Below are 21,399 nucleotides of genomic sequence, written 5' to 3'. Positions count from 1 at the left end.
CCGGCGCCCAAGCCATCCCTCCCCTCTCGCGGGAGGCAAGGAAATTCGACATGCCAAACCTTCTTCTCGAACTCCGCTCCGAAGAGATTCCGGCCCGCATGCAGCGCAAGGCTGCCGGCGATCTGAAGAAACTCGTCACCGATGCGCTTGTCGAAGCCGGCCTGTCCTATGAGGGCGCGCGCGAATACTGGACGCCGCGGCGGCTAACCCTCGACATTCACGGCCTGACGGCGCGTTCCGCCGACGTGCGCGAGGAGCGCAAGGGACCGCGCACCGACGCCAACGAGAAGGCGATCGAAGGTTTCCTGCGCGGCGCCGGCCTTTCCTCGGTGGCCGAGGCGCAGGTGGTGAGCGATCCGAAGAAGGGCGATTTCTATGTCGCAGTCATCTCCAAGCCGGGCCGCGCGACGGAAGAGATCATCGCCGAGGTGATGCCCGGCATCATCCGCGATTTCCCATGGCCGAAATCCATGCGCTGGGGCAAGGCCTCCTCCAAGCCCGGCGCATTGCGCTGGGTGCGGCCGCTGCAATCGATCGTCTGCACCTTCGGCCCGGAGCATGAAGAGACCGTCGTCATCCCCTTCGAGATCGACGGCATCACCGCCTCCAATGTCACTTACGGCCATCGCTTTCACGCGCCCGAGGCAATCACCGTGCGGCGCTTCGACGACTACGTCGCGAACCTGGAAAAGGCGAAGGTCATCCTCGACGCCGAGCGGCGCAAGGACAACATCCTGCACGACGCACGCGACATCGCCTTTGCCAACGGGCTTGAGCTGGTGGAAGACGAAGGCCTCCTGGAGGAGGTCTCCGGCCTCGTCGAATGGCCGCAGGTGCTGATGGGCTCCTTCGAGGAGGATTATCTCTCCATCCCCTCCGAGATCATCCGTCTGACGATCAAGACCAACCAGAAGTGCTTCGTCACCCGCAAGCAGGGCGGCGAGACGCTTTCGAACAAGTTTATCCTCGTTTCCAATATCCAGGCCAGCGACGGCGGCAAGGAAATCGTCCACGGCAACGGCAAGGTGGTGCGGGCCCGGCTTTCGGACGCGCTGCATTTCTGGAAGCGCGACCAGGGAAACATGCCGGATCTCGAGACGCTGGAAGCTTCGGCCGAAAAATTCGGTCTCGATCTCACGAAGCCGCTCGACCAGCGCATGGCCAAGCTCGATGCGCTCGATGTGACGTTCCATGCCAAACTTGGAACGCAGGGCGCGCGCGTCGCCCGCATCCGTGCGCTCGCATCCGAGCTGGCTGGTATCACCGGCGCTGATGCAGCGCTCACCGATCGCGCCGCGGTGCTGGCGAAGGCCGATCTGCGCACCGAAGCCGTTGGCGAATTCCCAGAACTCCAGGGCTTGATGGGCCGCAAATATGCGGCGCTTCAGGATGAAAACGCCTCTGTCGCGCTCGCGATCGAGGATCACTACAAGCCGCAAGGCCCATCCGATCGCGTGCCTGCCGATAAGGTAGCGATCACCGTCGCACTCGCCGACAAACTGGACACGCTGATCGGCTTCTGGGCGATCGGCGAAAAGCCGACGGGTTCAAAGGATCCCTTCGCACTGAGGCGTGCAGCACTCGGCGTCGTCAGGATCCTGCTGGAGCGCAATGTCAGACTGCCGCTGCTGAAGATCGCGCGCCAGACATCGGTGCTCGCCAAGGCGAGCGGCGAGGCGGAGTTTTCGTTCGCAGGCGATCCGGCCGAGACATTCGCCGACCTCCTCTCCTTCTTCCATGACCGTCTCAAGGTCTATCTGCGCGATCAGGGCGCCCGCCACGATCTCATCGACGCCGTGCTGACCCCGGAGGCCGACGACCTGTTGATGGTGGCGCGCCGCGTCGAAGCGCTGACGGCCTTCATCACCTCGGAGGACGGCAAGAACCTGCTCGCCGGCACCAAGCGCGCCACGCAGCTGCTCGCCGCCGAGGAAAAGAAGGGCACGGTGATCGCAGACGCCGTCTCGGACGCACTCTTCAAGCTCGATGCCGAAAAGGAACTGTTGGCCGCGATATCAGGCGCATCGAAAGAGGCGGCGGATGCTGTCGCCCGAGAAGACTTCCGCTCGGCGATGGAAGCACTTTCCAGGCTGCGCGCCCCGGTCGACCGCTTCTTCGAAGATGTGCTCGTCAACGACGAGGACGCCGCCATCCGCGCCAACCGCCTCGCCCTGCTGCGGTTGATCCGCGAGGCAACGGGAACGGTTGCGGATTTCTCGAAGATCTCGGGGTGAGAATGACCACCATCGGCGTGCTGGCATTGCGGCCGCCGAGACGCTATTCATGAAGCATGCAAAACAAAATCCTCGTCAGCGCCTGTCTCATGGGTCAGGCCGTTCGCTATGACGGGCGGGCGAAGCCATTGCTTCATCCGGTAATCGAGACATGGCGGGCAGAAGGGCGGCTGGTGACCATCTGTCCGGAGATGTCGGCAGGCATGCAGGTGCCGCGGCCGCCCGCGGAAATCCTAGGCGGAGCGACCGGCGAAGAGGTGCTGGCTGGCAAGGCGCGGGTTGTCGAGCTGACGGACGCCGATGTGACGGAAGAGTTCCTGCAGGCGGCGGAGAATGCCGTGGCGCTCGCCAGGCAGGCCGGCTGCCGCTATGCGCTGCTCATCGACGGCAGCCCGTCCTGCGGATCCGATTTCATCTATGACGGCACGTTTTCCGGCCACAAGCAGGCCGGCAAAGGCGTGACGGCGGCCGCGCTGAAAGCTGATGGCGTCGAGGTGTTTTCCGATCGCGAGATCGAGCGGCTGATCGATCGTATCGCGCAGTAAGCTTCAAAAGGCACGGCCGCCGGAGAACCGACGGCCGCTAAGAATTTGGTGATAAAAAGGCGTGTTGCCTTCGCGCCGTTTAAGCAGCACGGCGACCTTGATGTATGGCCGAGGCATTGCTTTCGCCACTCACGCGGAAGCCGCGGATGAGGTCGATCAGTTCGTCGGTGTCGCTGGCCAGCGTTTCGGCCGATGCCGTGGTCTCTTCAGCCATGGCGGCGTTCTGCTGGGTGGCGGCGTCGAGCTGGTTCATCGACGACGAGATTGAGCGCAGCGTGGTGTCCTGCTCGGAGGCGCTGTGGGCGATCTTGGCGACGATCTCATTGGCGGCCTTGATCTGGTCGGAGATCCGCTTCAGCGCCTCGCCTGCCTCGCCGACCAGACGAACGCCGTGGTCCACCTGAGTGGAGGAGCGGGCGATCTGATCCTTAATCTCCTTGGCCGCGGCGGCGGAGCGCTGGGCAAGTTCGCGCACTTCCTGGGCGACGACCGCGAAGCCCTTGCCGGATTCGCCGGCGCGGGCAGCCTCGACGCCGGCATTCAGCGCCAGAAGGTTGGTCTGGAAGGCGATCTCGTCGATGACGCCGATGATCTTGGTGATCTCCGAGGACGACTTCTCGATGCCGCTCATCGCTTCGATCGCCTGGCTGACGATTGCATCGCTATGAGTGGCTTCGGTGCTGACGGCGTGGACGCGCTTGCTCGCCTCGTGGGCGCCATCGGCGGTCTGACGGACGGCGACGGTGAGTTCATCGAGCGCGGCCGAGGTTTCCTCCAGGCTCGCAGCCTGGCGTTCGGTGCGCTGCGACAATTCGTTGGAGGCGCGGCGGATTTCCTCCTTGCTGGTGCCGATATCGCTACCCTTGGCGCTGACCTTGGCCATGGCAGCTTCGAGATGCGACAGCGCATCGTTGAAGTTATCGCGAAGGGCGGCGTATTTCTGACCGAGATCGGCGCAGCGGACAGTGAGGTCGCCGCGGGCGATCATCTCCAGCGCCTTGCCGATCGTTGCCACAACCCGAGCCTGGAGCGTTGCTTCATCCTGCTGTTGGCGAAGATTGTTTTCGCGCTCGTTTTCCAGCGCCAGCTGCTGGGCCGCCTCGCGATCCGACATCGCGTGACGTTCCCTGATCTTTTCCTGCAGCGACTGCGTCGCCTTCGCCATCATGCCGACTTCATTGTTCATGCCGGTATGCGGAATGGCGATGGAAACGTTTTCTTCGGCGACAGCTTTGAGGGCGGCATGGACCTTGTTGAGAGGTCCCGATATGCCGCGGATGACAAAATAGGCGGCCGCCATGGCGAGGAAGAACAGTATGATGCTGCCGGACAGAGCGGTCAGGATCGTGCCGTTCACCTGAGCATCGAGATCGTCCATATAAACGCCGGTGACGACGACGACCTTCCAGGGGTCGAAGGCCAAGGCATAGGCCGTTTTGCGGAAATCGCCGGCAGGATGGCCCGGTTTGGCGGTAGAATAATATTCGACGAGACCGCCGCCCTGCTGTCCCAGCTTGACCAGCTCTTCGCGGTAGAGCTTGCCTTTGCTGTCCGGCTGACCCTTCGAGACCTGCCCGACCTTCGAGGCGTCGTAGTGGAACATCATCTGGATGTCGTAACTGTAGCCGAAGAAATAGCCGTCAGGGTCGTACTTCATCCCGTTGACGGTGGCATAGGCCCGCTTCTGAGCATCCTCGAGCGTCATTTCACCTGAAGTGACCTTGGCCTGGTAAAGCTTGAGAACGGAGACGGCCGACTGAACCTCAGCGCGGAGCATGTCATAGCGCTCCTGGTAGATCGCATTGACCGAGGAGCGGATCTGCAGGGACGTGGCGATCGCAAACGCTACCATCAGGCCGATGACCAGCAATATGAGCTGCTTCGATATCTTTAGGTTTTTCATGAATCCTCGCAACGGGAATGGGCAAATACATTCCGGTGCGGTCTTCTACCGCCTGTGCGAGCGCCGAAGAGGACGACGCGTCTACCGCTGCTAAAACAACATGCTGCGACCGGCGAGTAAGAATTGACGCCTACCCTATAAGAAATCTTTAATTTAATTAAAAACGCGACAAAATTTCCCTAAAAATCAGGGGGCAGAGTTACAAGGCAAAACTGCAGATTTTCATCCGTCGGTCGAACATCACTCGTTTTCGAATTCTCAAGCGACCGGCAGCGCTCCAAAACAGGAATGCACCCTCGCTGCTCATCGAGGGTGCATTCGGTCCACCGGTGGTGGAACCCCAATCGATCGAAACCTTGATCAGGCGGGGCAGGGAACTTCTTGTTCTTACGCAACTCCGGACGCAAAACCGCTGCGCACTTTTGCTGGAATTGCTTCTAAAACCGCAGCTTGAATTCGGAGGCGTCGAGGGTGGCCGGCTGTTCAGCCATGCCTGCCACAACGGGCTTGGCATCGCTGCCGATGACGGCCGCGGTCGTGGCGTTCATGTCGATTTCCTCGGCAGGCACGACCGAGGGCTCGGCAGCAACCAGGGCTTCAGGGGTTGCCTTGCTGACGAAGAGCACGGGCGAGCCGCCCATCCAGCCTTCGGTGCGATAGATCTTCTTTTCGCCGCCGACGTCGCGGATCTCGCTCGCCTCGACGACGCCGGGCTTCAACTCCGGCACGGTGTAGTCCTTCTTGGTAACGTCGATCTGGAGCGGCGGGCAATTGCTGCAGGATTGGGTGAGGATGCTGCTGTCAGCGCTGGGGGCAGCCTTGCCGATCACCTCGATAGAAGATGCCATCGCCGAGCCCGCCATCAGCAGGATTGCCGCACCGAAGAAAATCTGACGCATCAATGCTACTCCGTCTCACTATAGGAGCGATATAGCGCAGCTTTGTTTCTATCCCGTCAGGGGAAAAGGTAAAAATTTAAAGAACGCGACGATTTATACTTTATCTGGGGCTGTTTCGCGCTCGATCGCACGCCAGCCGATGTCGCGCCGGCAGAAGCCGTTTTCCCACCTCACCTTGTCGAGCAACGCGTAGGCACGGTCTCTCGCCTCGCCGACCGTGCCGCCTGACGCCGTGACATTGAGCACGCGGCCGCCGGTCGCAACCAGCGCGCCGTCCTTCAGGCCTGTGCCGGCATGAAACACCTTCTCACCGTCGCCCGCATCCGGCAAAGAGAGGATCGGCGTGTTCTTCTCGTAGGCGCCGGGATAACCCTTCGAGGCCATCACCACCGTCAGCGCCGGATCGTCGCTCCATTCGGCGCTGACCTGATCGAGCGTGCCGTTGGCTGCCGCCAGCAGCAGCGGCAGAAGATCGCTCTTCAACCGCATCATCAGCACCTGGCATTCGGGATCGCCGAAACGGACATTGTATTCGATGAGCTCCGGACCCTTCGCGGTGATCATCAGCCCGGCGAAGAAGACGCCGGAGAAGGGATGGCCGCTTTCGGCCATGCCGCGCATCGTCGGTTCGATGATCTCCTTCATGGTGCGCTCGACCATCTCGGCGGTCATGACAGGCGCCGGCGAATAGGCGCCCATGCCGCCGGTATTGACGCCGGTATCACCCTCGCCCACCCGCTTGTGGTCCTGGGCGGTTGCCAGCGGCAGCGCATGTTTTCCGTCGCAGAGGCAGAAGAAGCTCGCCTCCTCTCCGTCGAGATAGGCCTCGACGACGACTTCGGCGCCGGCAGCGCCAAAGGCGCCCTCGAAGCAGTCGTCCACAGCAGCCAGCGCCTCATCCAGCGTCATCGCCACCGTTACGCCCTTGCCGGCAGCAAGGCCATCGGCCTTGACCACGATCGGCGCACCCTGGGTTCGGATATAGGCTTTCGCCTTCGGCGCATTGTTGAAGCGCTGGTAGGCGCCAGTCGGAATGTCGTAGCGGGCGCAGATATCCTTGGTGAAACCCTTCGAGCCCTCGAGCTGGGCGGCGGCGGCGGAAGGACCGAAGACCGCAAGGCCATCGGTGCGCAGCCGGTCGGCAAGGCCGGCGACCAGCGGCCCCTCCGGGCCGACGACGACGAAATCGATCGCCTTGTCCTTGCAGAAAGACGCGACGGCTTCGTGATCCTCGACGTCAACGGACACCAGGGCAGCGTGTTCGGCGATGCCCGGATTGCCGGGTGCGGCGTAGAACTCCGTCATCACAGGCGATTGCGCCAGCTTCCACGCGAGCGCGTGCTCGCGTCCGCCCGATCCGATCAACAGAACCTTCATGCGCGACCCTTTTCTGTTTCGTCTGGCCTGGTCCGACTGGCGGTTAAGGGCGAAGAACCGAAAGGTCAAGCGGGAAAGCTTACCAGCCCCCGCCTCCACCGCCTCCGCCACCCCCGCCGGACGAGCCGCCGCCGGAAAAACCGGAGGACGAACTCGATGGCGGCGGCGAAGGAATCGTCGAGGCGATGGTCGAGGCCATCGAGGAAGAGAAGCCGCCGATGCGATCGGAGAAGCTGCCGCTGTTGAAATTGCCGGAGTACCAGGCCGGCGCATAGGCAGCGGCGGCACCTGCGGCCGCCGCCGCGAGCCAGGTTTCGAAGGCGCGCGACCAGGGCTTCTCGACGCCGAGCGCCACCGCATAGGGCAGCAGCGTCTCGAAATGTTGCGGCGACATGTCAGGGGCGCCCGCGGTGTTCATGCGGTCCTTCTCGGCAAGCGTCAGATACTGGCGCAGGCCGTCTATGCCGTCCATCATCTTGGCGCCGAGCGGGGTCGGTGCGCCCATGATGAAGACATAGAGGATGTTCAGGAGCACGATGCCGCCGACGGCAAAGAGCATCGGCGTTTCATGCAGCTCCATCAGTGACGAGGCGAGCGCCAGGACCACGGTTGCCAGGATGCTGATGCCGACGAAAACACCGATCGCGGTGGCGATGATGGCCAGGATCTTGCCGAACAGCGACTTGCCGCGATGCAGCGACCTGACGAAGCCGGCGACGAAAACCGCAACAAAGACCGAAATAGCGATCGGAATCAGCATCAGCGCGATCGTATCGGGCTCCAGCGAACCATAGACGAACAGCACCACGAGGGCTGCGGCGCTGAGCGCGATGCCGCCTGAGGTGTAACCCAGGTTGGAATTGTAGTATTTGCCGCGATGCTCCTTCTCGATCGCCGAGCGGAAGGCCTGGCCAACGGATTTCACCCGCTCGCCATTGGCCTTGTCGATCGTCAGCGTCGAGCCGGTGCCGCCGGCAACCTTCAGCAATTCGGTCTCGCCGGCCTGGAATTTCTCCTTGCCGAGCGGTTTGCCGGTGCCACGGATGACGATCGAATTCTTCAGGTCCTCGAGCTTGACGTAACCGCGCACAGCAAGATTGAGCGCAGTGGCGGACAGCGCCGTCCAGCCTTCGCCAGAGAAACCTTTGTTGTCGATGTAGTTGACCAGCGCTGGCGAGATGCCGTCTGGCGCATCCCAGCGCGGAACGACGACGCCGCGGGCGGGATCGCGGCCGACCTTCAGCCAGGAGCGCGTGTAGTAAGCGAAGACGAGGAACAGGCCGCCGAAGCCGATGAAATAATTGCGGTTGTCCTTGAGCCACCAGCTGCTTTCCATATCGGCGCTCGGCGGATCGATGGCGCCCTTCGCCATCTTGATCGAGAAGGTCAGGCCTTCGCGCGCACCAAGCGGCTCGGTCGTCGAAAAGACCAGACCGGCGCCGGTTTCACTGACGCGGGCATTCTTGCCTGTCGCGCCCTCCGGGCCGGTGAAGAAGATCGTGTCGGTGGCGCCGACGCCGGGCGGCAGCTTCACCGTCGCCGTGGCCGAGCGGATCGGGAAGATCCAGCCATTGCCGGTGACATTCCAGTAGAGTTCGTCATGATCGTCGAAATAGCGGATCTGGCGGTTGGTTCTGTAGGTGAAAGCATATTGGTGACGACCCGGAGTGACCGTCACGTCGGCAGAGCCTGCATAGATGCGGATGCCGCCCGAAATTGATTCCGTGTGCCAAGGCTCGTCGGCACCATCGCGCTTGACCGACACCATATCGAAATCGACGCTGCGGCGACGGCCCGACGCATCGGTGAAGTAGAGCGGGAAATCACGGAAGATGCCGTGATTGATCTGGTTGCCTTCGGCGTTGACGGTGATCGTTTCCGTCACCGTCATCGCGCCCCTCTTTTCGAGCGCGATATCGGAGGCGAAGCTGTCGATGACCTCGGCGGCAAACGCCGCCGGAGCCGCAAGCATCAACAGCAGCGCAAAGCAAAATCCGAAAAACCGACGCCCCATCCCTGTCCCCCCGGCGGCAGCCTCGGCCGCGCGTTCCGTCAATCGTTATCCTGATATGTCACGCCGAGTGCCGCGAGCGTCCGCCAGTAGGCGGGGAAGGTCTTGCCGACACAATCGGGATCGAGAATGGTGATGCCAGCGATCTTCAAGCCAGCGAGTGCGAAGCTCATGGCGATGCGATGATCGGCGAAACTATCGATCTCCGCCGGCAGGCGCTTGCCCGCAAGGGCCGGATCGGACTGTACGATCAGATCGTCGCCCTCTTCGCGGGCAAGATTCGGATCGATGCGTGTCAGCCCGGTCGAAAGCGCGCGGATACGGTCGCATTCCTTGACGCGCAGGTTGGCGATGCCGACGAAGCGGACCGGCGTCTCGTTGAAGGCGGCAAGCACGGCAAGCGTCGGAATGGCATCTTGCATCTGCGAGCCGTCGATTTCGGCCGGCAGATGCGGAAACCTGGCGATCATGTCATAGGCGCGGGCATCCGGCTGCGAGAAAGCTTCGGCGGGAACGCCGAGATCGATCGCGCCGCCGGTCAGGACTTCGGCGGCCCAAAGATAGGTCGCGGCCGAGGCATCCGGTTCGACGATGAAATCGGCGGCATGGTAGCCGGTCGGCTCGACACGCCATGTGACGGGGCTGGTCTTCTCGACCTTGGCGCCGAAGGCCTTCATGGCCGCCGTGGTCAGATCGATATAGCCGAGCGCGCCGATATCCTCGCCGACGAGTTCGATATCGACCGGCCGGTCGCCGCCCGCCGCCATCATCAGCAGGGCCGAGACGTACTGGCTGGAGAGGCCGCCATCGATGCGGATGCGGTCAGCCTGGAAGCGTCCGGTGCCCCTGACGGTGACCGGCGGGCAGCCGGTCTCGGCCGTGGCATCAATACCGAGCGCGCACATCGCATCGACCAGCGGGCCGATCGGGCGCTTGCGCATATGCTCGTCGCCATCGACGATGACGGTGCCGTCGACCAGAGCCGCGGCGGCCGTGAGGAAGCGTGTCGCCGTGCCGGCATTGCCGAGGAAGAGCGGCGCCTTCGGCGGCAGCAGCCTGCCGCTGCCGGTGACGACGAAGGTGGTATCATCGGGCTCGTCGATCGTAACACCCATGGCGCGCAGCGCATCGGCCATATAACGCGTATCGTCGCTCTCCAGCGCCCCGGTCAGCCGGCTGGTGCCTTTCGCAAGGCCCGCGAGCAACAGGGCGCGATTGGTGATCGACTTGGAACCCGGCGGCATGGCGCGGCCCGAAAGCGGCTTGCCCGGCGGGATGATCGTTAGTTTGGCTGTGCGTGTCATGCTGTTCTTCCGTCCATAAGGCAGCCCTAAAGCGCGTCGCGATCTTTCAGATTCGCTTGTCGCGCTTTAGCTCTTTGGTTTTGCGCATGTCGTCATCGCAAAACCGCTGGACACTTTTGCGCGACATGCTTTAGCCGGCCGCAAATCTGCCCTTGCTCTTAATCGCTTTTTTGCAAAGGCAAAATGCCGGATCTTCAGAATTTCACGGTCGGGACGGCGCGATCGGCCTCATTGGTGATTTCGAAATATTCCCGCTTGGCGAATCCGAACTGGCCGGCGACAAGATTGGAGGGGAAGCTTTCAACCTTGACGTTGAGATCGCGGGCCGCACCATTGTAATAACGCCGCGCCATCTGCAACTCGCCTTCCATGGTTTCCAGCGAGGCCTGGAGCTCGGCAAAGTTCTGGTTGGCCTTGAGATCCGGATAGGCTTCGGCAAGCGCGATGACCCGGCCGAGCGCCTGGCCGAGCAGCCCTTCCGCCTGCGCCCTGCCCGCGACATCACCTGATGGAACGGCCTGCGCCTTGTTGCGAAGTGAAACCACCTCTTCGAGCGTGGTCTTCTCATGGGCGGCATAGCCCTTGACCGTCTCGATCAGGTTCGGGATCAGATCGGCGCGGCGCTTGAGCTGCACGTCGATGCCGGACCAGGCTTCCTCAGCCATCTGCCGCGAGCGAACCAGGCCGTTATAAATAAAAACGACGTAGAGTACGACCAGAACGATGACGCCAAGCGCAATATACATCGCGAATCCCCCGCAACGAAGTAATGTCCGGGCGGAGACTACGCAGGTTTCCCGGCTGCCGTCAAACGCCGATATCGGCGAGGATTCGGGCCATCGCCTGATCCGGTGAAAGGTCTGTCGTGTCGATTTCGATGGTGCGTTCAGCCAGTCCGCGCAGCAGTTTATAGTTTGCCCGCAGCCGCCGCAGCATCGCAATATCCGTAAGCTTGAGCGCCTCGGATCGACCGGGAGAAGCAAGGCGCCTGGCATTCTCCTCCGGGGCGCAATCGAGCAGGATCGCTACGAGATCGGCGCCCCTTGCGGCCGCCAGATCGCGGTACCAGGAGAAGGTCGCGCTGTCATCTTCGTCGTCCGACAGGGCATCGGTAAAGACGAAGCTTTCAGCCGGGTCGGCGCGCACGGCATGATCGAAGACTGCCTGTCGAATCTGCCTGCGCAACGAGGCATGCAGCGGATCGCTGCGGGAGAACAGGGCCTCGGCCGGATTGAGCAAGGTGTGATTGTCGACGAGCCGCGCGCTGAGCCTTTTAGCCAGCAAGCGGCCAACGGTCAGCTTTCCCGTGCCCGGCCAGCCGTTGATATGGATGATATGGCCGGCGAGCTTCTCCGTCACGCTGCCTCTTTGGCCAGGTTGACGCCGCCGGCATCGGTCAGCAGAAAGGCTTCGCCGCAGGCCTTCGCGAGGGTGCGCACACGCAGGATATAGCTCTGGCGCTCCGTCACCGAGATGACGCCGCGGGCATCGAGCAGGTTGAAGACGTGGCTTGCCTTGATGCAATGGTCATAGGCCGGGAAGACGCATTTGTGCAGGCGCTGGTTGGAGTTGTCGCCCGGGGCGCCGGCATCGAGCAGTGCCCGGCATTCCTTCTCGGCATCGACGAAATGGCGATGCAGCATCTCGGTATTGGCGAATTCGAAATTGTGACGCGAATATTCCTGCTCGGCCTGCAGGAAGACGTCGCCATAGCTGATCTTCTCGTCGCCCTCCCGGCCGTTGAAATTCAGGTCGTAAACATTGTCGACGCCCTGGACATACATGGCGAGGCGCTCGAGACCATAGGTCAGTTCGCCGGCGACGGGCGAGCATTCGATGCCGCAGACCTGTTGGAAATAGGTGAACTGCGAGACTTCCATGCCGTCGCACCAGCATTCCCAGCCGAGGCCCCATGCGCCGAGCGTCGGGCTTTCCCAATCGTCCTCGACGAAACGGATGTCATGCAGCAGCGGATCGAGGCCGATCGCGGCCAGCGAGCCGAGATAGAGCTCCTGAAGGTTGGGCGGGTTGGGCTTCAGGATGACCTGGTACTGGTAATAATGCTGCAGGCGGTTCGGGTTTTCGCCGTAGCGGCCATCGGAGGGGCGGCGTGACGGCTGGACATAGGCCGCCTTCCAGGGCTTGGGGCCAAGCGCGCGCAGCGTGGTGGCGGGGTGAAAGGTGCCGGCGCCGACTTCCATGTCGTAGGGCTGCAGCACCGCGCAACCCTTGTCCGCCCAGTAGCTATGCAGGGTCAGGATCAGCGCCTGGAAGGAGCGCTTCGGGTTCATATGGTCTGGGATAGCTGACATCAAACGGCACCGATTGCTTGGGAATTATCGGCGCGACAGGTGCCATGGAGGGCCGCAACGGTCAAGACTTTTGCGGCGGCGGACATTTTCGACGCACACCGAAGCGCCTTATTCGTCCTCGCGCTTCAGCCGGTATTCTCCAGTCGCCGGATCCTTGACCAGGGTCCCGATCGCGCCAGTTTGGCGCTCCTTTTCAGCACGGCGCGACTTTTCGGCGAGCTTGCGGGCATCGGAGACGAAGCGGCGGTAGAGCCACCAGGCGGAAAAGACCAGGATCAGGATAGTAATAAGTTGCGGCATGGCCTTCTCTTGCTCTCCTTAAAGCCCGAAACGGCTCCACAATGCTCTCTCTTCCGCCGCTTCGACAAGCCCCGTCGCGAGGCCGGACGCCGCGCCTTCGAAGGAGACCGGCGAGACGCCGGGAATGCGGCGGCCAAACAGGCCGCGGCCGGCGGTGACAAGCTCTAGCTTGGCTTTCTGACCGTAGCGCCTCTTCAACTCCTGGCGCATGTCGCCGAGGCCATCGATGAGGCCGAGCTCGAGGCCGCGCGTGCCGCTCCAGAACAGGCCGGAAAAAACCGTCGCATCGTCCTTCAGTTTGCCGGCGCGACGCTCGCGCACCATCGATATGAAGACCTGGTGGATCTCGAGCTGCAGGCTCTTCAGGTACTCGATATCCTTCTCCTTTTCCGGCTGGAAAGGATCGAGGATCACCTTGTTTTCACCCGCCGTATAGACGCGGCGCTCGACGCCGATCTTTTTCAAGAGTTCGGGAAAGCCGAAGCCGCCGGAGACGACGCCGATCGAGCCGACGATCGAGGTGGCGTCGGCGATGATCTCGTCGCCGGCAAGGGCGATCATGTAACCACCGGAGGCGGCGACGTCCTCGACGAAAACAAGCACCTTCTTCTGCTTTTCGCGAGCGAGCTCGCGAATGCGGGTGAAGATCAGGCGCGACTGCACCGGCGAGCCGCCCGGCGAATTGATGGAGATGGCAACCGCCGGCGCGTCCTTCATGGCGAAGGCCTTTTCCAGGACCGGCGCGACATTGGCGAGATTGAGGGTCGGGCGGAACTGGCCGCCGCCGCTGATGATCGCGCCCTGCAGCCGGACGACCGGGATGGTGATGCCGTCCTTGCGGAACCGTTTAGGCAGCAGCTTTCTCAAGAATCCGGCCATTTCCCATCCTTCGCTTCGGGTCGCACGATCGTCACCCATGTATGCGTTGGAACGCCAAACGCAATGGCCGTGTTCTGGAAATCACCGAGTTTGATTTTCCTGTTGCGAATGACTTGCATTATCATTCTAATCCGTCATAGTGCGCGGACGATAAAACAGGTGGAAATCGCATGGACGTCCTCAATCCGAATGCAAGAAGCGGCTGGCGGCACGAACGCGGAGAGGCATCGCTGTCCGATGTCTACCGCACCGTCGGAACCGGGCGTCCCAGCTCGAGGTGGCGAAGGGCCGCCGCCTTCGCCGGACCGGGCTACATGGTGGCCGTTGGCTACATGGACCCCGGCAACTGGGCGACCTCGCTCGCCGGCGGCTCTAAATTTGGCTATGCGCTGCTGACCGTCGCCCTGCTTTCCAACCTGATGGCGATCGTGTTGCAATCGCTCTGCGCGCGCCTGGCGATCGCCTCCGGCCGTGATCTTGCGCAGGCCTGCCGCGACGCCTTTCCCAGATATGTTTCGGTGCCGCTCTGGGCTTTCGCCGAGATTGCCATCATCGCCACCGACATCGCCGAGGTGATCGGCACCGCGATCGGCCTCAACCTGCTGATGGGCATCCCCCTCGAACTCGGCGTGCTGATCACCGCGCTCGACGTCTTCGTGATCCTCTTCCTGCAGAAGCTCGGTTTCCGCTGGGTGGAAGCCTTCATCATCGCGCTGCTCGGCGTCATCGCGGTCTGCTTCGGCGTGCAGATCCTGCTTGCCGACCCGCAATGGGGCGCCGTCCTCACCGGCTTCTTCCCGACCACCGAAATCGTCAGCAATCCGGAGATGCTCTATCTGGCGCTTGGCATTCTCGGCGCGACCGTGATGCCGCACAATCTCTACCTCCACTCCGGCATCGTGCAGACGCGGGCCTATGGCCATACAGTGCCTGAGAAGAAGGAGGCGCTGACCTATGCGACGATCGACTCGACGGTCGCACTCTGTTTTGCGCTGCTGATCAACGCCTCGATTCTGATCCTGGCGGCGGCCGCCTTCAATGCGCATGGCAGGACCGATATCGTCGAACTCGGCGAGGCGCATTCGCTGCTGTCGCCGCTGCTGGGTCTTGCGATCGCGCCGACCTTGTTCGGCATTGCACTTCTCTGCTGCGGCCTCAACTCGACGGTGACGGCAACGCTTGCCGGCCAGATCGTCATGGAAGGCTTCCTGAAGATCAAGCTGAAGCCCTGGGTGCGCCGCCTGATCACCCGCGCCATCGCCATCGTGCCGGCGGCGATCGTCACCATCTGGTATGGCGACCAGGGCACGGCGCGGCTGCTGATCCTGACGCAGGTGGTGCTCAGCCTGCAGCTTTCCTTCGCCGTCTTCCCGCTTGTCATGTTCACCGCCAGCAAGGCCAAGATGGGCGAACTTGTGGCGCCGCGCTGGCTGAGCGGCATTGCTTACGTGATCGCGATTGTGATCGCTGTGCTGAACGTCAAGCTGCTCTCCGACTTCGTCACCGGCTAAAGCAATTTCAGCCTAGAGCCTGTCATAGGCCGCCCGGCCATTGTTGAAATCATCGACGAGAGGGGAGAACCTGTGGCTCCCCTCTTCGTGCATGATGAGCGGCGCGCGCAGCGACAGACGAGCCCTCGATCCCTTGATTGCGGTCACCAGGATGCGGACGGCGTTTTCACGCTCACGCGGATGAACGGCGGTGATCTCGATGCCGCCGAAGCGCCGGCCGCAGGCAGTAATGATCTCGGCGATCGATTGGGGCCTTGCGATCAGCGACAATTGCCCGCCCGGGATCATGATGGCGCCTGCGGTGCGGACCCAGCTTTCGAACAGGCCGTCGGTCATCGCATGGGCTTCGGCCTTCAGCGCATCCGGCGTGCGCCGGTCGCCGGCATCGTTGAAGGGCGGGTTCATGATGACGTGGTGGAAGCTCTCGTCGAGGAGGCCGGCCTCGTTGCGCGCCTTGGCGGTCAGCGTCACATCGGCCTCGACGACGCTGACGCGGCCGGCGACATGGGCATTGCCGGGCAGGAGGATGCTGCGGCGGGCATAATCGGCCATCTCGGCCGAGCGTTCGAATAGCACCACTTGCGTATCGGCAAGGCGCGAGGCGACGGCAAGGCCGGCTGCACCCGCACCGGCGCCGAGATCGGCGACCCGGACCGGACGGTCGTCGGCGACGAGAGCCGCAAGCAGCATCGCGTCCATGCCGGAGCGATGGCCCCTGCCCTTCGGCTGCAACAGATGGAAGGCGCCGCGATGGAAGGCATCGATGGTTTCGGCAGGCTTCCCGGTCATCAGGCGCTCACTTCTTCTCGCGCAATTCGCCGCCGAGACCGGCGTCGATCAGGATGCGGCGCGCCCGATCGGCCATGTCCTCATCCACCAGAAGACGACGCGGCAGCATGCCGAGCGAGCCCTCCAGCACGCTCATTCCCTGATCGGCGATGAAGCAGTGAATTCCCGCATCCTTCATCAAGCTCTCGGCAAAAGAGAGAAGAACAGGATCGTTGGCACGGATAAGTTCATGCATTTGCCGTCATTTTCCTTCCAATTTCGCCCAGCGCGACAATTCACCCCTTGCCGCGTCCACCGCCCCTTTCTATTGTCAGCTGTAATGAATGAACAGGAGTCCGGGTCGTTGGGCGTGGTCATACCGCTTGAAGAAAGCAAAAACAAACTGGCATCCATAAAGCCATTGGTCGATCTCACCAAGGCCGACATGGAGCGGGTGAACCAGCTCATTCTGTCCAAGGCCGGCTCCGACGTGCAGATGATCCCCGAGGTGGCGAACCATCTGATCTCATCCGGCGGCAAGCGGCTGCGGCCGATGCTGACGCTGGCTGCCGCCTCGCTGTTCGACTACAGGGGTGAAAACCACATCAAGCTCGCCACATCGGTCGAGTTTATGCACACGGCAACGTTGCTACATGACGACGTCGTTGACGAAAGCGACCTTCGCCGCGGCAAATCGACCGCGCGGATGATCTGGGGCAACCAGGCAAGCGTGCTGGTGGGCGATTTCCTGCTCGGCCAGGCCTTCCGCATGATGGTCGATGTAGGCTCGCTCGATGCGCTCGACGTCCTGTCTTCCGCGGCCTGCGTGATCGCCGAAGGCGAGGTTCTGCAGCTTTCCGTCGCCAAGAACATGGAGACGACCGAGGATGACTATCTCTCCGTCATCCGCGCCAAGACGGCGGCTCTGTTTGCGGCTGCCGCCGAAGTCGGGCCGATCGTCGCCGATGCCGGCAGATCCGGCCGAAACGCGCTGAAATCCTATGGCATGAATCTCGGCCTGGCCTTCCAGCTCGTCGACGACGCTCTTGATTACGGCGGCAAGGCGGCCGATCTCGGCAAGAATGTCGGCGATGATTTCCGCGAGGGCAAGATCACGCTGCCCGTCATCCTCGCCTATCGCCGCGGCACCGAAGACGAGCGCGCCTTCTGGCGCGATGCGATCGAGGCCGGCAACAGCACCGACGCCAACCTGGAAAAGGCGCTAGGGCTGATCACCAAATATGGCACGCTGGGCGACACCATCGGCCGTGCCGTCCATTATGGCACCATCGCGCGGGACGCACTTGCGCCGCTTCCCGATACGGTATGGAAATCCGCCCTGATGGAAGTGATCGATTTCTGCATCGAGCGCGTTAATTAATCGAACATCCTCGGTTGCAGTCTGATTTTCTTGCGGCGGCGCTTCAAAAAAGCCATCCTGTTATGAATCAGTGATCGCAACTGGTTTTGCGACCGGCACCATGGCCGGGACGCTCTCGAAGAAAGGTTTCCGAATGCGGCAGAGATTTGCCATCCGTCTTCTTACGAGCGCAGCGCTAGTGGCTGTCCTTTCGCTCGGCGGCGTCGGCGGCGTGAGTGCCGAGGATGCGGTCAAGGCCAGCGATGCCCCCAAAGCCGACAACTTCGATGCCGATAGCGTCACGACCTTCTCCGGCGCCTTCCTTGCCGCACGCACGGCCGATGTCGATCACGATTACGAAACAGCGATCGAGCTCTACAAGAAGGCGCTGCAGATCGAGCCCGGCAATCCGGAGATTCGCCAGCGACTGATGATCTCGCTGCTACTCAGCGGCGACATCAAAGAAGGCGTCAAATATGCCAACGACCTGAAGGGCGATCCTTCCGTCGAGCGCATCACCACGATCGTGCGCGGCATGGATGCCGTGCGCCGCGGCGACTACAAGACCGCCGAGGCCATCCTGAAATACAAGGGACCGAACGATCTCGACCGGATGATGAACGACCTCCTGCTTGCCTGGGCCCGCGTCGGCGCCGGCCGTGGCAAGGAAGCGCTCGCCATGGTCGAGAAGATGAAGGGACCGGATTGGTTCCGCATCTTCCAGAATTACAATGCCGGCGCGATTGCCATCGTCAGCGGCGACGTGAAATCCGCCCGCCAGCATCTGAACGATGCCGTGCTCGACAAGGAGGGGGGCGCGACGGCGCCCGACACCTTCATGCGCGCGGTGATGGCGCTTGCCCGCCTCGAAGCCACGCAGGGCAACAAGCAGAAGGCGCTCGACGCCGTTTCCGTCGGCGACAACCTGTTGCCGAACTATGCGCCGCTGAACGCGCTGCGCGACAGCATCGAGAAGGATGAGAAGCAGGAGCAGCAGGTCAAGACGGCCGAAGAAGGGGCTGCCGGCGTGCTCTTCTCCGTCGGCGGCGCGCTGAACCGCGACGGCGCTGAGGATATCGTCTCGCTTTACCTGCAGACGGCCAATGCGCTCGACCCGAACAGCGCCGATACGCTGGTATTACTCGGCGGCATTGCCGAGAAGCAGAACCAGATGGACCGCGCCATCGCGCTCTACAAGAAAGTGCCTGACAATTCACCGATGCGGCGCATCTCCGAGCTGCAGCTCGGCCTTGCCCTTGCCCAGGGCGGCAAGGTGGACGAGGCGCGCAAGCACCTGCAGGCTCTGATCGCCTCCGACCCGAAGGATATCCGCAGCTACCTCGCCTATGGCAGCGTGCTGTCCGATGCCAAGGACTACGAGGCGATGGCCACCAATTACGACAAGGCGGTCGAAGCGATCGGCCCCCTGCCCGGCCGCGCCAACTGGAGCGTCTTCTTCCAGCGCGGCATTGCCTATGAGCGGCTGAAGAAGTGGGACCAGGCGGAACCGAACTTCCGCAAGGCGCTGGAACTCAATCCCGACCAACCGCAGGTGCTGAATTACCTCGGCTATTCCTGGATCGACATGAACCGTAATCTCGACGAAGGTCTCGGCATGATCAAGAAAGCCGTCGACCTTCGCCCCGACGACGGCTACATCATCGATTCACTGGGCTGGGCCTATTTCCGGCTCAATCGCTTCGACGATGCCGTCGAAGAGCTGGAGCGGGCGGCGCAGATCAAGGCCGGCGACGCGACGATCAACGACCATCTCGGCGATGCCTACTGGCGCGTCGGGCGCAAGCTCGAAGCCGTCTACCAGTGGAACCGGGCACTCAGCTCCGAGCCCGAGGCTGCCGAAATTCCGAAAATCAAGGACAAGATCGCCAACGGCCTGCCGGCCGGCAGCGACGATGCCAAGGCGGCCGACAAGAAGCAGCCTGACCCAGCACCCGTCACTCCGCCGCCGGTCGATAAGAAATCCTGACGGGCGGCCGCGTGCCTGAAGAAGGCTTGGCGGGTTCGAGATCAGAGAAATAGAGCATGATGCCGTCCGAAAACCACTCACACTTTTCGGCATCATGCTCTAGCGTCACCGAAGAAGCGCGCGCGAAGATCAACCTGGCCCTGCATGTGACGGGCCAGCGGTCGGATGGCTATCACCTGCTCGACATGCTGGTGACCTTCGCAGGTCATGGCGACCGCCTGAGTTTCGCGCCATCGCAGACCGATGCGTTCACTTTATCGGGCCGTTTCGCTGTAACGCTCGCCGGCGACGGCGGCACGAACCTGGTGCTGAAGGCGCGCGACCTGCTGCGCGAGGCGGTCGGCGCCCTCGCCTTCCCCGTCCGAATTCACTTGGAAAAGAACCTGCCGATCGCCTCCGGCATTGGCGGCGGCTCGGCCGATGCGGCGGCAGCGCTGCGCGGGCTGATGCGGCTCTGGGGCGCGACGCTGCCCAAGGAGACGCTCGCCGCGCTCGCGCTGAAACTCGGCGCCGACGTGCCGATGTGCCTGGAGAGCCGGCCGCTGATTGCCCGCGGCATCGGCGAAAAGATCGAACCCACGCCCGATCTGCCCGCCCTTGCCATGGTGCTTGCCAATCCGCTGAAAGGCGTCTCGACGCCCGACGTTTTCCGTCGGCTGACGACAAAGAACAATCCGGCCTTGACCCTGCCTCGGACTGGCGACTGGATTGCTGCGATCGCAGCTGCCCGCAACGACCTGGAGCCGCTGGCGCGCCAACTGGTGCCGGAAATCGGTGAAATCTCGGCCCTGTTGCAAGCCAGCGGCGCGCTCATGACCCGCATGTCCGGCTCCGGCGCCACCTGCTTCGGGATCTTTGCGAGCATGAGTGCGGCGGAAGAGGCCGCCGCGACCCTTCACGGCGAGCGGCCTGACTGGTATTTCCAAGCAACGGGAACGGTTTCGGGAGGCGCATAATGGCAAGTCTGAACGAAAAGCGGCCCTTCATCGCTGTCGGCATCGCGATTCTCACCATCTCGGACACCCGCACGGCTGAGACCGACAAATCAGGCGATACGCTGGCAGAGCGAATCTCCGAAGCAGGCCATCGGCTGGTTGACCGGGCGATCGTGCCCGATGATCGGGAAAAAATCGCCGCGCGGGTGAAGGCCTGGACTGACAGCAAAGACATAGACGTCGTCATCACCACTGGTGGCACCGGCTTTACCGGCCGCGATGTGACGCCCGAGGCGCTGGAGCCTTTGTTCGAAAAGCGGATGGAGGGCTTTTCCGCTATCTTCCACCGCATCTCCTACGAGAAAATCGGCACCGCGACGATCCAGTCGCGCGCCACGGCAGGCGTTGCCAATTCCACCTTTATCTTCGTGCTGCCGGGCTCGCCCGGCGCCTGCCGGGATGCCTGGGACGGCATTCTGAAAGGACAGCTCGACTATCGCAGCGCGCCGTGCAACTTCGTCGAGATCATGCCGCGGCTGGACGAGCACCTGAGACGCGGCGCAGCCAAGTAGACTGCCTGTTTTCGGTGCGCTGGGAATCACCGGCACCTCGCCTATGTGGCAATGCCCGGCAGAGCGGGCATCGTATCCCAGCTGTCACCCGACAGCAGGATGCAGCTCACGCCGTGAACATCCGTCACGATGAGTGTCCAGGTGCCGCTTTCGGCGGCATAGACCTCAAGAATGGCGTTCTGGTTGATCAGTCCGACTGCCGTGAGCTTTTCGGCGAAGTTCTTGTCCAGGAAATTGACGATTTCGGGTCGGCCTGCGCAACTGCGCATCGTCTGCGATGCTGCCGAATGCGGATGCGCGATCACCAATGTCGGCAATATGACGGCCAGCAGGCCGTAGATCATACCGCGTACCATGACGCACCTCCTTTCGCCGGGAACCCGGCAGAAGAGGAGATTTTCGCTGACCTGTTCTGCCGTTACCGGCATCCATGGCCTTCCGTTGCGAAGCGAGGCGCTTCGACGGCGCCATAGGGAAATTATAGCGCGAAATCGTATCGGGC

The 21,399-nt window shown here is 62.4% G+C and carries 20 protein-coding genes; 7 read left to right on the top strand and 13 right to left on the bottom strand.

Features of this window, described 5'->3' with window-relative positions; translation table 11 throughout:
- Positions 1–50: 50 nt before the first annotated feature.
- Positions 51–2,234, top strand: a complete 2,184-nt coding sequence (glyS, locus tag EFD55_RS07295; RefSeq protein WP_125843936.1) for a glycine--tRNA ligase subunit beta — start codon at positions 51–53, stop codon at positions 2,232–2,234.
- 56 nt (positions 2,235–2,290) lie between these two features.
- A complete protein-coding gene (locus EFD55_RS07290; protein ID WP_125843935.1) occupies positions 2,291–2,779 on the top strand; it encodes a 2-thiouracil desulfurase family protein in 489 nt (162 codons plus the stop codon).
- A 79-nt stretch (positions 2,780–2,858) separates the two neighbouring features.
- On the opposite strand, the gene EFD55_RS07285 is transcribed toward EFD55_RS07290, so the two are convergent.
- From EFD55_RS07285 to EFD55_RS07240, 10 genes are all read right to left on the bottom strand, one after another.
- Positions 2,859–4,682, bottom strand: coding sequence for a methyl-accepting chemotaxis protein (locus tag EFD55_RS07285; RefSeq protein ID WP_125843934.1), 1,824 nt, complete (start codon positions 4,680–4,682; stop codon positions 2,859–2,861).
- A gap of 437 nt (positions 4,683–5,119) precedes the next feature.
- The gene (locus EFD55_RS07280; protein WP_125843933.1) at positions 5,120–5,581 is read right to left on the bottom strand and encodes a plant virulence effector HPE1-like domain-containing protein; all 462 of its coding nucleotides are present in this window, start codon (positions 5,579–5,581) and stop codon (positions 5,120–5,122) included.
- Positions 5,582–5,674: 93 nt separating this feature from the next.
- Entirely contained in the window at positions 5,675–6,958 is a 1,284-nt protein-coding gene (gene purD, locus EFD55_RS07275; protein ID WP_125843932.1) for a phosphoribosylamine--glycine ligase, read from the bottom strand.
- 79 nt (positions 6,959–7,037) lie between these two features.
- Positions 7,038–8,972 carry a DUF2207 domain-containing protein gene (locus EFD55_RS07270; protein WP_125844105.1) on the bottom strand — a complete coding sequence of 645 codons (1,935 nt, stop codon included), beginning with the start codon at positions 8,970–8,972 and terminating at the stop codon, positions 7,038–7,040.
- A gap of 38 nt (positions 8,973–9,010) precedes the next feature.
- Positions 9,011–10,273, bottom strand: a complete 1,263-nt coding sequence (locus EFD55_RS07265; protein ID WP_125843931.1) for a 3-phosphoshikimate 1-carboxyvinyltransferase — start codon at positions 10,271–10,273, stop codon at positions 9,011–9,013.
- A gap of 194 nt (positions 10,274–10,467) precedes the next feature.
- A complete protein-coding gene (locus EFD55_RS07260; protein WP_125843930.1) occupies positions 10,468–11,019 on the bottom strand; it encodes a LemA family protein in 552 nt (183 codons plus the stop codon).
- 61 nt (positions 11,020–11,080) lie between these two features.
- Entirely contained in the window at positions 11,081–11,632 is a 552-nt protein-coding gene (locus EFD55_RS07255; RefSeq protein ID WP_125843929.1) for a P-loop nucleotide/nucleoside kinase family protein, read from the bottom strand.
- A complete protein-coding gene (locus tag EFD55_RS07250) occupies positions 11,629–12,585 on the bottom strand; it encodes a glycine--tRNA ligase subunit alpha (RefSeq protein WP_125843928.1) in 957 nt (318 codons plus the stop codon). Before EFD55_RS07250 ends, EFD55_RS07255 begins: the two co-directional genes overlap by 4 nt.
- A 108-nt stretch (positions 12,586–12,693) precedes the next feature.
- Complete coding sequence (locus tag EFD55_RS07245) at positions 12,694–12,885, bottom strand: hypothetical protein (RefSeq protein WP_125843927.1); 192 nt, start codon at positions 12,883–12,885, stop codon at positions 12,694–12,696.
- Positions 12,886–12,903: 18 nt separating this feature from the next.
- Positions 12,904–13,764, bottom strand: a complete 861-nt coding sequence (locus EFD55_RS07240) for a S49 family peptidase (protein ID WP_125843926.1) — start codon at positions 13,762–13,764, stop codon at positions 12,904–12,906.
- 170 nt (positions 13,765–13,934) lie between these two features.
- On the opposite strand from EFD55_RS07240, the gene EFD55_RS07235 reads away from it, so the two are divergent.
- Entirely contained in the window at positions 13,935–15,275 is a 1,341-nt protein-coding gene (locus EFD55_RS07235) for an Nramp family divalent metal transporter (RefSeq protein WP_125843925.1), read from the top strand.
- Between the two features lie 12 nt (positions 15,276–15,287).
- On the opposite strand, the gene EFD55_RS07230 is transcribed toward EFD55_RS07235, so the two are convergent.
- Both EFD55_RS07230 and EFD55_RS07225 read right to left on the bottom strand, forming a co-directional pair.
- Positions 15,288–16,064, bottom strand: coding sequence for a tRNA1(Val) (adenine(37)-N6)-methyltransferase (locus EFD55_RS07230; protein ID WP_125843924.1), 777 nt, complete (start codon positions 16,062–16,064; stop codon positions 15,288–15,290).
- Positions 16,065–16,071: 7 nt separating this feature from the next.
- Positions 16,072–16,299 carry a putative signal transducing protein gene (locus EFD55_RS07225; protein WP_125843923.1) on the bottom strand — a complete coding sequence of 76 codons (228 nt, stop codon included), beginning with the start codon at positions 16,297–16,299 and terminating at the stop codon, positions 16,072–16,074.
- Between the two features lie 108 nt (positions 16,300–16,407).
- On the opposite strand from EFD55_RS07225, the gene EFD55_RS07220 reads away from it, so the two are divergent.
- From EFD55_RS07220 to moaB, 4 genes are all read left to right on the top strand, one after another.
- Positions 16,408–17,424 carry a polyprenyl synthetase family protein gene (locus EFD55_RS07220; RefSeq protein ID WP_125843922.1) on the top strand — a complete coding sequence of 339 codons (1,017 nt, stop codon included), beginning with the start codon at positions 16,408–16,410 and terminating at the stop codon, positions 17,422–17,424.
- A gap of 133 nt (positions 17,425–17,557) precedes the next feature.
- Positions 17,558–19,390: a tetratricopeptide repeat protein gene (locus EFD55_RS07215; RefSeq protein ID WP_125843921.1), complete on the top strand. Its 1,833-nt coding sequence runs from the start codon at positions 17,558–17,560 to the stop codon at positions 19,388–19,390.
- Positions 19,391–19,446: 56 nt separating this feature from the next.
- Complete coding sequence (locus EFD55_RS07210) at positions 19,447–20,346, top strand: 4-(cytidine 5'-diphospho)-2-C-methyl-D-erythritol kinase (RefSeq protein ID WP_125843920.1); 900 nt, start codon at positions 19,447–19,449, stop codon at positions 20,344–20,346.
- On the top strand, positions 20,346–20,897 hold the full coding sequence (gene moaB / locus EFD55_RS07205) for a molybdenum cofactor biosynthesis protein B (protein ID WP_125843919.1): 552 nt from the start codon (positions 20,346–20,348) through the stop codon (positions 20,895–20,897). Before EFD55_RS07210 ends, moaB begins: the two co-directional genes overlap by 1 nt.
- A gap of 41 nt (positions 20,898–20,938) precedes the next feature.
- On the opposite strand, the gene EFD55_RS07200 is transcribed toward moaB, so the two are convergent.
- Positions 20,939–21,253: a hypothetical protein gene (locus EFD55_RS07200; RefSeq protein ID WP_125843918.1), complete on the bottom strand. Its 315-nt coding sequence runs from the start codon at positions 21,251–21,253 to the stop codon at positions 20,939–20,941.
- Between the last annotated feature and the right edge of the window lie 146 nt (positions 21,254–21,399).

Source organism: Rhizobium pisi (assembly GCF_003938655.1).
Classification (GTDB): domain Bacteria; phylum Pseudomonadota; class Alphaproteobacteria; order Rhizobiales; family Rhizobiaceae; genus Rhizobium; species Rhizobium pisi.
This window is presented reverse-complemented; position numbering and strand designations above follow the sequence as displayed.